The sequence below is a fragment of the Methylobacterium sp. NFXW15 genome (assembly GCF_049887755.1).
Classification (GTDB): Bacteria; Pseudomonadota; Alphaproteobacteria; order Rhizobiales; family Beijerinckiaceae; genus Methylobacterium.
This window is the reverse complement of sequence record NZ_JAGEKG010000007.1, coordinates 203,643-217,525: the sequence shown is the minus strand read 5'-3', so window position 1 is coordinate 217,525 and position 13,883 is coordinate 203,643. Positions and strand designations below refer to the sequence as shown.

Below are 13,883 nucleotides of genomic sequence, written 5' to 3'. Positions count from 1 at the left end.
GACGAAATCGTCCGAATGGCGTTCGGGAGTGAACCAAATCGCTCACTTCTCCCGGCACTTGGCGGACCCTACCAAGCCATCCCTGCTATTTTATCGAAAAAGAACGAGTCGATGCACTCGGCAACAGTTATCGACAATTAGGGCTACCGGATCGTCGCTCAGGCGATGACCGGGCGGACCGTGAGCATTCGCAGCCCCGCGATGGACATGACGATCATGCCGAAGGCTGGCGTATTGGGATTGAAGAGGATCGTCTCCAGCGAGGCCGACAGAAGCACCAATTGCCACAGGCGCAGGAACAGCTCGGCCGAAGGATCGGGCGCACCCTGTGGCAGGCGGTAGAGGAAGTCCCGCGTCGGCATGACGATGAAGACGAGCAACGTCAGCACGAAGCCTGGAAGGCCCATGGCGACGGCCGCGTCGAGGAAGGAATTATGCGCCTGGGTCGCCATCTGCACCCAATTCGAATCGGGGTTCACGACCGAGGCGTAGACCGTCCGCTCCGTCATCCAGAACGCGCCGAACCCGAAGCCGGTCAATGGCTTCTGGACGATGTTGTCGATGGCGAAGGCCCAGATCTCGTTGCGCGCCGTGAAGGTCGCATCGGGCAGCACCACGTCGAGCACCGCGCGCACGGGCGGCAGCACGATGGAGCCGATGGTGATCGTCATCAGCAGCAGAACCGGCCCGACCAGCAACATCAGGCGCAGGAAGCGCGAGCGGAGAACGCCGCAGAGCCAGGAGATGCCGAGCACCATCACGAGCGTGATCATCGGCGTCTTCGAGCCGCTGCCGATCAGGAAGATTCCCGCGCCGACCACCATGATCCAACCGAGCAGGGCGCTGCGCACCGAGGCGATGAACAGGCCGAGGATGACGAGGATCGTCATCGCCATGCCCGCCTCGTTCTTGTGCGAGAAGATCCCCCGCCAGAGGCCGTCATGGCCGATCTCACCGGTGAGATCAAAATGCGAATGGATGGTCAGGCCCGGCACGAGGAGCAGGCCGAGATAGCTCGACGCCAAGACAGTGAGCCCCGCCATGGCGAAGGCGTCGGCCAGTTGCCGCGCCGAGCGCGCCACCACCAGCAGGCTCACCGAGAGGAAGCCCGCGATGACGTAGAGGGCGAGGCGGCGCAGGGAGAGGGCCGGGTCGCCGGAAATGAGCGACGTCACCAGCAACCACCCGCCAAAGGCCAGGACGGATTTCGTCGCCAGCGGGCGTAGCCGTTCCACGCCCAAATGCCAGACCAGGGGGATGCCGACGAGGATCATCGACAGGAACAGGAGCTGCGTGGCGAGACTGCCGCCTTCCACCTCACCGATCGGAGTGGGTGTCGCGAGGTCCGTGAACCACGTGTGGTTGAGGAGCGCGACGACCACGAAGGTCATGTAAGCGAGGCGGACGACATCCGGCAGATCGCGAGCCGGGCGTTTTACGGCCGACTCGCTGTTCGGAAAGACGGTCTCGGTCACCGTGCGCACAGGTCAGACTCGCCACTGTCGGCCCGAACCCGTTCAGCTGGACCCACGCGATCTTATCGCACGGGCTAATAGGCAAATGCTAACGGCACCGCGAAGATGCCGATAAACTCTCGTTAGGGTTGAAGCTTTGCCGGTGTGACCGGCCCCGTCATCGTATACTGCGTCCGGCCCGCTGCCTGACGCATCAGGAACGATGACATCTCGGCCAATTCCGGAGCCTTCGAACGGAAGGTCACGGACAGGGCGAGCAGCGTGTCCTTGTGATCGAGGCCGCGATAGACTTTCTCCTGCACCGGGACGTTGGCGGCGCGCAGGCGCGCGGCCAGGGCGGCCGTGTGGCGGGGGCGAACGGTCGTGTCTTTATCGCCTGTGGCGAGGAAGGTCGGCGGCGAAAGGGGGCCGGCGAGGTTGACCGGCTGCGTACCCGGCAAGTCCTTTGTCTGACCGAAGACGTTGACGGTCGTATCGGTGTCGAGCGGCAGGAAGTCGTAGGGACCGGACAGACCCGCGACGGCACGGATCACCTTGGGATCGACGCCGACCGCTTCGAGATAGCGCGTATCAAAGCCGAGCATCACCGCGTTGTAGGCGCCCGCCGAGTGCCCGGCGAGGACGATACGGCGTGGATCGCCGCCGAACTCGGCGATGTTGTCGCGCACCCAGGCGATGGCGGCGGCCCCATCCTTCAGGAATTCGGGGAAGCGCACCTGCGGATAGAGCCGATAATCCGGCAGCACCGTCACGAAGCCCTGGGCAGCGAGGGCGTGACCGACAAAGGCGTAATCGTCCTTCGAGCCGCTATCCCAGGACCCGCCATAGAAGAAGACGAGAACCGGCGCGTTTTCCGCAGCGGTCGCCGGAACGTAGACATCGAGCTTGTTGCGGTTGTTCTGGCCGAACACCCGGTCCCGCGCCGCGAGCCGCCCGCCGGAGTCGCGGGGCCCGAGCGCGTCGAACAGAGAAAGGGGCGAGGCATTGGAGATGCCGAGGGCGGCGAGCCCGAGGCAGATGAGACTGGCGAAGGCGGTGAAGAGGCGTGTCATATCCCGTCCGGTCGTGCCGCGCCCCGCCATCAGTCCCCCGCCTCGGGGCGGATTGATGACGCAGACGTGGCGTTAAAAGAAAATTTCAGGTTCTGAGAACGATGCAGGCCCCGCCCGCCTGCCGGATCTTGCCGCACAGGCCATCGGCGGCTTGGCGCGTCTCAGCTGGAATGCGGATGCGATAGAAGGCGCGCGTGCCCCGGTTGCGCAGGCGTGTGCCGATGATCATGGGTCGCACCTCACCGATGACCTTCGCATAAGTCGTGCGAGTCCGGGCGAAACTCTGGAGCGCCAGCGCCTTCGAGAAATTGCCCGCAAGCTGGATGCCCCAGGGCGCGGCCGGGCCCTCCGAGCCGCCGAGCGCGAAGCGATCGCCTCGGTTCGGCAACCGCAGCGCGGCGGTGACCTGGAGGCAGGTCTGTGGCTTCTCCGGCTCGGCCTTCCCCTCCGGCGCGCCACCCTCGGGATACTCGACGCCCTTCGCGGGCGCCTGCCAGTCCTCCGGCGCGCGGCCGGTGATGGCCAGAACGTAAGCGCGAGTCTCGGCGGGCAAGCCGCCGCTGCCGGCAAGCCAGTTCGATACCCGCGTCGGCCCGCCATTATAGGCGGCCGCAGCGAGCCCGAGATTGCCGAACTGTCGCTTCAGGTCGGAAAGCAGATGCGCCGCGTGAGGAATGGCCTGTTCGGGGTCGAACGGATCGAGAAGCCCGCGCTCCTTGGCCGTACCCGGCATGAACTGCGCCACGCCCTGCGCCCCCGCCGGGCTCACGACCCCGACGCGAAAGCTCGACTCCCGCCAAATCAGGCGGGTCAGGAAGGCAACCGGGAGATTCCTGGACTTGGCCGAGTCGTCGATCAGGCGGCACAAAGCCTGTTCGACCGTCTCCGTCGCGCCATCGGAAGGTGCAGCGAGGGCGCGTCCCGCGAGGCCGGTGAGGATGACGAGCGCCAGGATCAGGCGAAGGGACGGCGACACGAGGCGGGGCAGGGGAATCGGGCTCTCCGATGGCGCCCCGTATCGATCCAATCGTGGGCGGGATCGCAAGTAGCGCCTGCCACGCCTGCTTCAATGCAGTTCGGGCCGCTGCCCCTGTGACGCGGGGGCTTCCGCGCTATAAGGCCAGCATGCCGGATCCGCAGTCCACGCTCCTGTCCGTCGAGAACCTGTCCGTCACCTTCCGCTCGCGGGACGGGGATACGGTCGCCGTCGATGACGTCTCCTTCGCCATTGCCCGTGGTGAAACACTGGCGCTCGTGGGGGAGTCCGGCTCCGGCAAATCGGTCTCGGCCTTGGCGATCCTTCGCCTCCTCGACAGCGCCGCGGCGCAAAAGGGGCGCATCCTGTTCAACGGGCGCGACCTCGCGAGCCTGCCCGAGCGGGACATGCGCGAGGTGCGCGGCGCCGACATCACCATGGTCTTCCAAGAGCCCATGACATCGCTGAACCCGCTCCATACGATCGAGCGGCAGATCGGAGAGGTGCTGGCGCTTCACCGGAACCTCTCGCGAAAGGCAGCGCGGGCGCGGATTCTCGAGTTGCTCGAACTCGTCGGCCTGCGCGATGCCGAGCGGCGGATGGGCGCCTATCCGCACGAGCTTTCCGGCGGACAGCGCCAGCGTGTGATGATTGCCATGGCGCTCGCCTGCGAGCCCGAATTGCTCGTCGCGGACGAGCCGACCACCGCCCTCGACGTCACCGTCCAAGCGCAGATCCTCGCGCTGCTGGCTGATCTTCAGAAGCGGCTCGGCATGGCGATGCTATTCATCACCCACGATCTCGGCATCGTGCAGCGGATCGCCGACCGGGTCTGCGTGATGCTGAAAGGCCGCATCGTCGAAGCGGGCGAGACGGCCTCGGTCTTCCGCGACCCGCAACACGACTATACGCGGCGCCTCATCGCCTCGGAGCCGAAGGGTCGGGCGAACCCTGTGCCCCCCGCCGCGCCGACGCTGGTGGAGGCCGGGCCTCTCAAGGTGTGGTTCCCGATCAAGACCGGACTGTTCCGGCAAGCCGGGGGCTACGTGAAGGCCGTCGATGGCGTCTCGGTGAAGGTCAGGGCCGGCGAGACAGTCGGCGTCGTCGGCGAATCCGGGTCGGGCAAGACGACCCTCGGCCTCGCCATCCTACGGCTCACCGCCTCCGACGGGCCGATCGTCTTCATGGGCCAGCGGATCGACGGATACTCGATCAGCCAGATGCGGCCCCTCCGCCGGGACATGCAGGTGGTCTTCCAAGATCCTTACGGGTCGCTCTCGCCGCGCATGTCGGTGGCCGACATCGTGTCGGAAGGGCTCGTGGTGCAGGGCGCCGTACGCAACCGGGCCGAGCGGCGCTCGGTCGTGGCGAAGGCGCTCCACGATGTCGGGCTCGATCCCGCGACGATGGACCGTTACCCGCACGAATTCTCCGGTGGCCAGCGTCAGCGCATCGCCATTGCCCGCGCCATCGTGCTGGGCCCGAAATTCATCGTGCTCGATGAACCGACCTCCGCCCTCGACCGCTCGGTACAGGCGCAAATCGTGACGCTGCTGCGCGATCTGCAACGCGAACGCGGCCTCGCCTACCTCTTCATCAGCCATGATCTGAAGGTGGTGCGCGCCTTGGCGAACCATGTCGTTGTCATGCAGAACGGGCACGTGGTCGAGGAGGGCGCGGCCGAGACGATCTTCGCCAACCCGCGCACCGAATACACGCAGACGCTGTTCAAGGCGGCCTTCGCCCTCGACAGCGACGAGCCGACCGAGCTGGAGCCCGCCTGAGCCGTGGCCCGCGCGCTTCTCATCGTGCTGGATTCGGTCGGAATCGGCGGCGCCCCGGATGCCGCCGCCTATGGCGATTCCGGATCTGACACGCTCGGCCATATCGCCGTCGCCTGCGCCGAGGGGCGAGGCGACCGGGCGGGCCTGCGCGCGGGCCCGCTGCGGCTCCCGAACCTCACGGCCCTCGGGATCGGTCTCGCGGCGCAAGGCGCGACAGGCACGGTACCCCCGGGACTCGTACCGGCAGGCGAACTCAGCGCTCTCTACGGCCATGCCATCGAGACGGCAGCGGGCAAGGATACGCCCTCCGGTCATTGGGAGATCGCGGGGCTGGCCCTGCCGGAGCCCTGGGGGACCTTTCCCGATACGCGCCCTGCATTCCCGCCGGAACTGATCGAAGCGTTGATCGCGCAGGGCGGCCTGCCCGGCATCCTGGGTGATCGCCATGCCAACGGCGTCGGCATCATCGACGACCTCGGACTTGAGCATATGCGGACCGGCAAGCCGATCTGCTACACCTCGGCTGACAGCGTGTTCCAGATCGCCGCGCATGAGGAGAGCTTCGGCCTCGACCGGCTCTACGAGCTCTGCCGCACGGCGCGGACGCTGTGCGATCCGTACCGGATCTGCCGCGTCATTGCGCGACCCTTCACCGGCTCGCCCGAGGGCGGCTTCCGCCGCACCGCGAACCGCAAGGACTACGCCGTGACGCCCCCCGGGCCGACCCTGCTCGACCGGGCCGAGGCGGCAGGCCGCGCCGTGGTGAGTGTGGGCAAGATCGGAGATATCTTCGCCCACCGGGCCACCGGCCACGAGGTCAAACCCGGCGGCAATGCCGCCTGCCTCGATGCCGGGCTGACCGCCCTGCGCGATCTACCCGATGGCGGGCTGGTCTTCGTCAACCTCGTGGATTTCGACACCGAGCACGGTCACCGCCGGGACGTGCCGGGCTACGCCGCCGAACTCGAAGCCTTCGACGCGCGGGTGCCCGCGATCCATGCCGCCCTGCAGCCGGGCGACATGACGATCATCACCGCCGACCACGGCAATGATCCGACGTGGACGGGCACGGACCACACCCGTGAGCAGGTTCCGGTCCTCGCCTTCGGGCCCAGCCTCGCCACCGGCCCGATCGGACGACGTGATAGCTTCTCGGACATTGCCGCGTCCCTCGCGCGGCATCTCGGCCTGCCGGGCATCGGCATGGGCACGCCCTTCCTCTAGGAGCCTTTGCATGTGGGACGACGACAAGCCGCGCAAAACGCCGTCGCACGAGATCGGCCAGCCGCTCGACACCCTGTCGCTGTCCGACCTCGACGAGCGGATTGCCCTGTTGCGCGCGGAAATTGCGCGGATCGAGGCCGCCCGTGCCGCCAAGGAGGCGGCCCAATCCTCCGCCGATGCCTTCTTCAAGCGCGGCTAAGATGGATCGCGACACGACCCTCGCGGCCCTGCGCCGGGGCCAACTCGCGGGGGCGAGGGCCATCCGCCTACCGGATGGCCTGACCGAGTTCCCCCCTGAACTCTTCGGCCTCGCCGATACGCTGGAACTGCTCGACCTCGGGCGCGGCACCTACGCCCTGCCCGACGATATCGGCCGCTTCCACGCGCTGACAGTGCTGTTCTGCTCGGGGACACCCTTCGCCCGGCTACCGCCCGCGTTGGGGGATTGCCCGAGCTTGAGCCAAGTTGGCTTTCGGGGCTGCGGCATCAGCGAGGTGCCTGCGGAATCGCTGCCGCCGAGGCTGCGTTGGCTGACCCTCACGGACAACCGCATCGCGCATCTGCCGGATGCGCTCGGGCATCGGCCGCTCCTTCAGAAGCTGATGCTGTCCGGCAATGAACTGACGCGACTTCCTGAGGCCTTGGGGGAAGCTGGCAAACTCGAGCTCATTCGCTTCGCCAGCAACCGCATCGAGCTCCTGCCGTCCTGGCTCGGCGAGATGCCCTCGCTGGCCTGGATCTCCTATTCCGGCAATCCGGCAGAACCCGAGGGGCCATCCAAAGCTGCGCCGCTTGTACCGTGGTCGGACCTCACCCCCGGGCCGCTCTTGGGAGAGGGCAGTTCCGGCCTTGTCTATCGGGCCGGTTGGCATCGTGGCGGCGATGTCGCCCTCAAGCTGTTCAAGGGCGCCATAGGCAGTGACGGTCTTCCCGAACGTGAGATGGCGGCCTGCCTCGCTGCGGGCGATCACCCCGCCCTGATCGGGGCACTCGGCCGCCTTACGAACCACCCGGACGGCACGCCCGGCCTCGTCCTGCGTCTTGTTCCGGCGGACTGGCCGGTGCTGGCAGGGCCACCGAGCCTGGCGACTTGCAGCCGCGACGTCTACGAGCCCGACCTGCGCCTCTCGTCAGACGCCGCGCGGCGCCTTGCCCGCGACATTGCCTCGGCCCTGGCGCATCTGCACGAGCGGCGGCTGATGCATGGCGACCTTTACGGCCACAACATCCTGTGGGACGGACGAAGCGGCGCGGCCGCTCTCGGAGACTTCGGCGCGGCCTCACTCCTGCCGGAAGGTGCGGTGGGGCGTACCTTGGCTCGAGTCGAGACCCGGGCGTTCGGTATCCTGCTCGGTGAACTTCTGGATCTCGCCTTGGACGCTTCCGAAGATCTGCGTGATCTGGCGCGACACTGTACAGATCCCGATCTGCCTTCTCGCCCGGGCATGAGGGACGTCGCCGCCGCCTTGCGTTGAAGTATCGAAACGATGATACGCAGAGTTGCAAAAGCAATCGACTGCAATCTCTGCCGCCATGGCATCGCGCAGGCGAGAAAATCTGCTAACAGCAGATCGTCTTCGCAATTGTCATGCTGGATTCGATGAGATGGCCAGGGTCAAACCAAGCTCGCGACTTGACCCTCCCTATCTTCGGCGTGTGTGGCTCGACCGGAATCGCGTTTTGGCGACCGAGGAATATCCGTTCTGTCTGCCACTGTTCCGAGATCCCGAGTTCGAATTGACCTTCGAACGACCGTTGGCAATTTTCACCGGTGAGAACGGTGTCGGTAAATCGACTTTGCTCGAAGGGATTGCCGGGCTCGCTGGCTTCGACGAGGCAGGTGGTGGCAAGGGCTACCGCGCCGTCGATCACAGCCGGGCAATCGAAGCCATGGGGTCCCGCTTGAGCGATGGGCTCAGGGCGAGTTGGCTTCCCAAGATCACGGACGGATGGTTCTTTCGATCCGAGAGCTTCTTTTCGGTCGCCCGCTATCTCGACGCGGCCGCAACGGAGGTGGGAGCGGCTCCTCCGGATTTCTTGTCCCATTCACATGGAGAGGGGTTTTTGCGCTTCTTCGAGGAGCGCTGCCAGCGGCGTGGCCTCTTCATATTCGATGAGCCCGAAGCCGCGCTGTCGCCTTCCCGCCAGATCGACTTTCTCAAGATCGTCCTGCGGATGATCGAGCAGGGCAAGGCTCAGGTCATCATGGCGACCCACTCACCGCTCTTGATGGCCTGTCCAGGGGCTCAGCTCATGGCAGTCGGAAAATACAGCGTGTCGCCGACAAGCCTCGGCGAGATCGGGCATTTCCGACTTCTGCGGGAGTTCTACAGCGACCCGGACTGTTTCATGCAGGCGATGCTGTCGGAATAGCGAGCCTTATCGTGCCGCGCCGGGATCGATGGCTGGAAGCTCGCCCGGCGGAAGAGCGGGCGCACCCACCTGTGCTTGGGCAGAACCGCCGTTTCCACGAGCGCGGTTGGCCAGAGCCACCGTCAGACGCTCAGCCGCCTCGGGCGACATCACGGCCAGGATCTCCGCCATCTTACGCGGGTTCATCGCCACCACGAGGGGCACGAGCACGTCGTGGCCGAGGCGATCGAAGACCCGCGCGGCGTCCTTCGGCTTCATCGTCTCGTACATGGTCACGATGCTCTTGAGGCCCTGCTTCTCGGCATCCTCCTTCGCCTTCGCGGCAGCATCGACCTTATCCTCGGCCTTCTTCAAGTCGCCGATGCCGGTCTCGATCTTCTTCTCCGCGTCATCGAGCATCTTCTCTCGCAGGTCGAGTTCATCGCTGCGCTGCTTGAGAACGTTGCTCCGGGCGCCGAGCTTTTCCAGAAGAGCCTTCTCGCTCGGAGACATCGGCTCCTGGGCCGCAGGCTGCGCATTGGGCGGATCCGCCGGAGGGGCGGACTTCTTGTCCTCTTTTTTCGGTTCGACAGAACCCGTCGTCTCGGGGTCCGGGATCTCGTAGCCGGTGCGCGCCTTGGCGATGGCGCGGGCGAAACCCGGCAGGCTCGTCTCGGGGACACTGGCCTGCGACAGCGTCAGCATCTTCAGCACCAGCAGCGCCGCCGCCGACAGGGCCACGGCGTCGATCAGGCGCAGCTTGAACGGGCGCGCGACCTTCTCGCGCGAGCGGTTCAGGGCCATCTGCGCCTGCTGCTTCAAGGTCGCGGCAGGCTTCGCCGCCGCCTTTGTGGCAGGCGTGGCAGCCTTGAGCGGCGCCTTGACGGCGGGCGCCGCGTCCTTGGTCGGCACGCTGCGGCGAGACATCAGGCGGCCCGGGCGCGAACGCGGGCCAGGGCCCGCTCGGTCATGGCGAGCGCAGCGGCGGCGGCGGCGCCCAGGCGCTCGCCATTCGGTCCTTCGGTGACGGCGGGAGCGGGCTTCGACGTCGGCTCGGGCCGCGGCTCGACGGGGCGTGGTGCGGCGGGGGCCGTGCGTGCGCCCGTGACGATCGCCGCGATGCGCGAGAGCACGGCTTCGCCCGCCTCGACACCACCTGCGAGGGTCGTGCTGCAGGTTTGAGCTGACTGGATCCGGTCCGCGAGGGTACGGTCGCACTCATCGAGGGCGCTGCGCAGGCCCGTGATGGCGCGCTCGGCATTATGGGTCGCCACCATGAGGTCGCCGATGGTGGAACGGAGCGCGGCCTCGTCGCCCTTGAGTTGGCCGATGCGCTTCGACAGGCGCAGCGAGGTGATGATCGTCGCCGTCAGCAGGACGGCGACGAGCAGGTCGGCGAAGAGGGTGACGAAGAGACTCATGTCGGCCTACCCGTCCGTGCGGCTGTTCATAGAGGCCTCGTAGGCCTGGAGCGTAGTGCGCGAGCGCCGCAGCGGGCGCGTCACCTGCACCGCGATGTTGCCGTCGACCTTGCCGATCCGCCCCTGCGTCAAGGCCCAGTCGCCGCAGCGCACGGTCACGAGATCGGACGGCTTGGCATCGAACATCAGCGTGTCGCCGACCCGCAGCCGCATCACGCGCTTCAGCGGCAGCATCATCTCGTGCAGCACCGCTTCCATGGTGACGTCCGCCTGCCAGATCTCGGTGGCGAGGTGGCCCTCCCACACCTGATCGCGGCCGAGCTTCTCACCCATGAAGCTCTGCGTGAGCAGTTCACGGATCGGCTCGATCGTGGCGTAAGGAAACAGGATCTGCATCCGGCCGCCGCGCCCGTCGACGTCGAGGCGCAGGCCGATGAGGATCGCCGCGTTGCCGGGCCGGGTGATGGTGGCGAAGCGCGGGTTGGTCTCGATCCGGTCGATCTGGAAGTTCACCGGCGAGAGCGGCTGGAAGGACAGTTGCAGGTCCGCGAGGATGATCTCCACGAGCCGCCGCACCAACGTCATCTCGATGGCCGTGAAGGGCCGTCCGTCGAGTCGGCTCGACGAGCCACCGCGCTTGCCGCCGAGCAGCAGATCGAAGGTTGCGTAAGCAAGGTTCGTATCGACCGTGACGAGGCCGGAATTCTCCCACGGATCGGCCTTGAACACCCCGAGCAGGGTCGGCAGCGGAATGGCATTCACGTAATCGCCGAACCGCACTGAGGTGATGTTGTCGAGGGTGACTTCGACGTTATCCTGGAACAGGTTGCGCAGGGACGTCGACAGCAACCGGATCATCCGGTCGAAGACGATTTCCAGCATCGGCAGACGTTCGTACTGAACGACGCCCGAATCGACGATGGCGCGCACGCCCCCGGCCCCGGAGGCCGAGAGTTCGCGCATGGAGAAGCCCAGGACGCCGTCGATCTCGTCCTGATTGAGGATGCGGTCGTTGCCGGCGAGTTCGGGGAGGTTGTCGCTCTCCCCGTCCTCGATCATCGTCGCCCATTCGGCGGCGACGTCGCTGGCGTTGCGGGTGGTGCCCTGTTCGGCGAGGGCCGCGCCCCATTCCTCGGCGAGCGACGCGTCGCCGCCCTCGGAGCTCTGCTCGAGCAGGGCCGCCGACCAATCGTCCTCCTCGACCTGATCCTCCGGTTCCATCAGCGCCTCACTGGATGATCAGATCCTTGAACAGCACCGCATCGACCTTGGCCGGGTAGACGGCGACGTTCACGCGCTTCAGCAATTCCTCGCGCAGCCGGTACAAACCGGCAGAGCCCGACAGATCGGTGGGGCGGACTTCGCGCATGTAGACCTGCAACGTGTCCTCGATGCGCGGAGCGAGGAGCTTCACGTCCTCTTCCAGCTTCGAATCCTTCACCTCCAAGGACACACGGAACTTGGCGAATTTGCCCTTGTCCTGACCGGCATCGGGACTGAGGTTGATGATCATCTCGCGCAGATCGACGAAGGCGATCGCCTTCTTCGGGGCCGCTGCGTTGCCATGGCCACCGCCGCCATGGGCCGATGCAGCGGCCTCGCTGCCCTCGGCCTTGGCTTCGTCGCCTTGGCCGCGCTTCATCATGAAGAAGGCCCCGCCGCCCCCGCCCAGCAGGAGGACGGCCGCGGCAGCGCCGATGATGATGAGCTTCTTCTTGCTCTTCGGGGCGGCGTCGGCGCCGCCTTCGCCCTGGTCGGCGCCCGCCTTTTTGGGCTTCTTGGCCATGGGGCCGTCACTCGCGGAGCTGGTGAATTGAACTTCCCAAAAGGTATCGGCAGATGCGGTTAACGCTCCGTTAAGGAGGCAAATTCTGCCGGGTCGGGTTTGCCGCCAGCACTGATGATCAGGGGCGGCTGACACAGCACATGCTGAACAAGTGCTTGGCGACAATTATCAAATTGTTCTGGCCCGAACTGGCACGCGGGATGCTGACTGTCCTGGCAACCCCGGCCGTTCGTGGGCCCCAGAGTTCCCCATGCAGAATGCCCTCTTCGTCGGCGTGTCGAGTCAGGTCGCTCTCCAGCGCGAACTCGACGTGATCGCCAACAACATGGCGAACGTCTCGACCAACGGCTTCAAGAGCCGCAACAGCCGTTTCCAGGAATACCTGATGCCGGTGGCGCAGGCGGACAGCTTCACCCCGCCCGACCGGCGCATTTCCTACGTGATCGACCAGGGCACGACATTGAACCTCGACCAGGGCCCGGTCGAGCAGACCGGCAACCCCCTCGACATCGCGGTGAAGGGCAATGCCTTCATCGCCGTGCAGGCGCCCAATGGCGGCGGCGAGCGCTACACCCGTAACGGCGCTCTCACGGTCAATGCCCAGGGCCAGTTGGTGACGAGCGACGGCTACCCCGTTGCGGGCGATGGCGGGCCCATCGCCGTCAATCCGCAGGAGACCGGTCTCTCGATCGGCCCGGACGGCACGGTCTCGACCAATCTCGGCATCCGCGGCCGGATCAAGCTCGTGACCTTCGCTAATCCCGGTGCCCTCGTGAACGAAGGGGCGAACCTCTATTCCTCGCCGAGCCCGGCCCGGCCCGCAGGCATCGAGGGCCGCGTCGAATCCGGTGCGCTCGAACGTTCGAATGTGCGCCCCGTCCTCGAGATGACCCGGCTGATGGACGTGAATCGCTCCTACGCGATGGTCACGAGCATGATCTCGCGCATGGATGAGCTTCGCGGCTCGGCCATCTCCAAACTCGCCAACGTGGCCTGAGGTAGCATCCGATGCGCGCGCTCTACTCTGCCGCCACCGGCATGGCGGCCCAGGAACTGAACGTCCAGGTCATCTCGAACAACATCGCGAACCTTCGCACCACCGGCTACAAGCGCCAGCAGGTTCACTTCCAGGATCTGCTCTACCAAAACCTGCGCCGGGCCGGTTCCTCCACCTCGGAGCAGAACACGCAGCTTCCGGCGGGCCTCGCCCTCGGTTCGGGCGTGAAGACGACCTCGACCGCCCGCGTCATGTCGCAGGGTACGCTGACCTCGACGGAGAAGGATTACGACGTCGCCATTCGTGGCGAGGGCTTCTTCCGCGTCACGCTGCCGGACGGGCGCACCGCCTACAGCCGGGATGGCTCATTCGACCTCTCGGCCTCCGGCCAGCTGGTCACCCGCGACGGCTACCTCGTCGACCCGGCGATCACGGTGCCGAACACGGCGACGTCGGTGACGATCAGCGCCACGGGCGCCGTGCAGGCGACCCTGCCGGGCCAGACTGCGCCACAGGCCCTGGGCCAGTTCCAGCTCTCGCGCTTCGTCAACAAGGTCGGCCTGGAATCCATCGGCGACAACTTGTTCGTCGAGACTGCCGCCTCCGGCCCGGCCATCAGCGGCCTGCCCGGCGCCGAGGGCTTCGGCAACCTTCAACAGAGCTATCTCGAAGAGGCGAACGTCAACGCCGTCACCGAGATCTCGTCCCTGATCGCCGCTCAGCGCGCCTACGAGATGAACTCGAAGGTCGTGACCGCCGCCGATCAGATGCTCTCCACCACGTCCCAGATGTTCCGCGGCTGATGGCCGGCACGGG

Annotated in this window: 14 protein-coding genes; 7 read left to right on the top strand and 7 right to left on the bottom strand. The window is 66.3% G+C overall.

Annotated features, from left to right (window positions below; genetic code table 11):
* Positions 1–158: 158 nt before the first annotated feature.
* The 3 genes from J4O73_RS17385 to J4O73_RS17375 form a co-directional block, all read right to left on the bottom strand.
* On the bottom strand, positions 159–1,484 hold the full coding sequence (locus J4O73_RS17385) for an O-antigen ligase family protein (RefSeq protein WP_426219306.1): 1,326 nt from the start codon (positions 1,482–1,484) through the stop codon (positions 159–161).
* 113 nt (positions 1,485–1,597) lie between these two features.
* Positions 1,598–2,527 carry an alpha/beta hydrolase gene (locus J4O73_RS17380; RefSeq protein WP_426219304.1) on the bottom strand — a complete coding sequence of 310 codons (930 nt, stop codon included), beginning with the start codon at positions 2,525–2,527 and terminating at the stop codon, positions 1,598–1,600.
* A gap of 85 nt (positions 2,528–2,612) precedes the next feature.
* A complete protein-coding gene (locus tag J4O73_RS17375; protein WP_426219302.1) occupies positions 2,613–3,503 on the bottom strand; it encodes a lytic transglycosylase domain-containing protein in 891 nt (296 codons plus the stop codon).
* A gap of 149 nt (positions 3,504–3,652) precedes the next feature.
* On the opposite strand from J4O73_RS17375, the gene J4O73_RS17370 reads away from it, so the two are divergent.
* The 5 genes from J4O73_RS17370 (at position 3,653) to J4O73_RS17350 (ending at position 8,884) form a co-directional block, all read left to right on the top strand.
* Positions 3,653–5,287, top strand: coding sequence for an ABC transporter ATP-binding protein (locus J4O73_RS17370; RefSeq protein ID WP_426219300.1), 1,635 nt, complete (start codon positions 3,653–3,655; stop codon positions 5,285–5,287).
* Positions 5,288–5,290: 3 nt separating this feature from the next.
* Entirely contained in the window at positions 5,291–6,511 is a 1,221-nt protein-coding gene (locus tag J4O73_RS17365; RefSeq protein WP_426219298.1) for a phosphopentomutase, read from the top strand.
* A 10-nt stretch (positions 6,512–6,521) separates the two neighbouring features.
* Positions 6,522–6,710, top strand: coding sequence for a DUF1192 domain-containing protein (locus tag J4O73_RS17360; protein WP_426219296.1), 189 nt, complete (start codon positions 6,522–6,524; stop codon positions 6,708–6,710).
* Between the two features lies 1 nt (position 6,711).
* Complete coding sequence (locus tag J4O73_RS17355) at positions 6,712–7,986, top strand: leucine-rich repeat-containing protein kinase family protein (RefSeq protein ID WP_426219294.1); 1,275 nt, start codon at positions 6,712–6,714, stop codon at positions 7,984–7,986.
* Positions 7,987–8,116: 130 nt separating this feature from the next.
* Positions 8,117–8,884: an AAA family ATPase gene (locus J4O73_RS17350; RefSeq protein WP_426219293.1), complete on the top strand. Its 768-nt coding sequence runs from the start codon at positions 8,117–8,119 to the stop codon at positions 8,882–8,884.
* A 6-nt stretch (positions 8,885–8,890) separates the two neighbouring features.
* Here J4O73_RS17350 and J4O73_RS17345 read toward each other — a convergent pair whose 3' ends face one another.
* The 4 genes from J4O73_RS17345 to fliL form a co-directional block, all read right to left on the bottom strand.
* Positions 8,891–9,667 carry a MotE family protein gene (locus J4O73_RS17345; RefSeq protein WP_426219415.1) on the bottom strand — a complete coding sequence of 259 codons (777 nt, stop codon included), beginning with the start codon at positions 9,665–9,667 and terminating at the stop codon, positions 8,891–8,893.
* Positions 9,668–9,789: 122 nt separating this feature from the next.
* On the bottom strand, positions 9,790–10,284 hold the full coding sequence (locus J4O73_RS17340) for a DUF6468 domain-containing protein (protein WP_426219291.1): 495 nt from the start codon (positions 10,282–10,284) through the stop codon (positions 9,790–9,792).
* 6 nt (positions 10,285–10,290) lie between these two features.
* On the bottom strand, positions 10,291–11,505 hold the full coding sequence (fliM, locus tag J4O73_RS17335; RefSeq protein WP_426219289.1) for a flagellar motor switch protein FliM: 1,215 nt from the start codon (positions 11,503–11,505) through the stop codon (positions 10,291–10,293).
* Between the two features lie 7 nt (positions 11,506–11,512).
* Positions 11,513–12,070, bottom strand: coding sequence for a flagellar basal body-associated protein FliL (fliL, locus tag J4O73_RS17330; RefSeq protein WP_426219287.1), 558 nt, complete (start codon positions 12,068–12,070; stop codon positions 11,513–11,515).
* Between the two features lie 250 nt (positions 12,071–12,320).
* Here fliL and flgF point away from each other — a divergent pair, with 250 nt between their 5' ends.
* On the top strand, positions 12,321–13,067 hold the full coding sequence (gene flgF, locus J4O73_RS17325; protein ID WP_426219285.1) for a flagellar basal-body rod protein FlgF: 747 nt from the start codon (positions 12,321–12,323) through the stop codon (positions 13,065–13,067).
* Positions 13,068–13,078: 11 nt separating this feature from the next.
* Complete coding sequence (gene flgG / locus J4O73_RS17320; RefSeq protein WP_378974675.1) at positions 13,079–13,870, top strand: flagellar basal-body rod protein FlgG; 792 nt, start codon at positions 13,079–13,081, stop codon at positions 13,868–13,870.
* Positions 13,871–13,883: the final 13 nt, after the last annotated feature.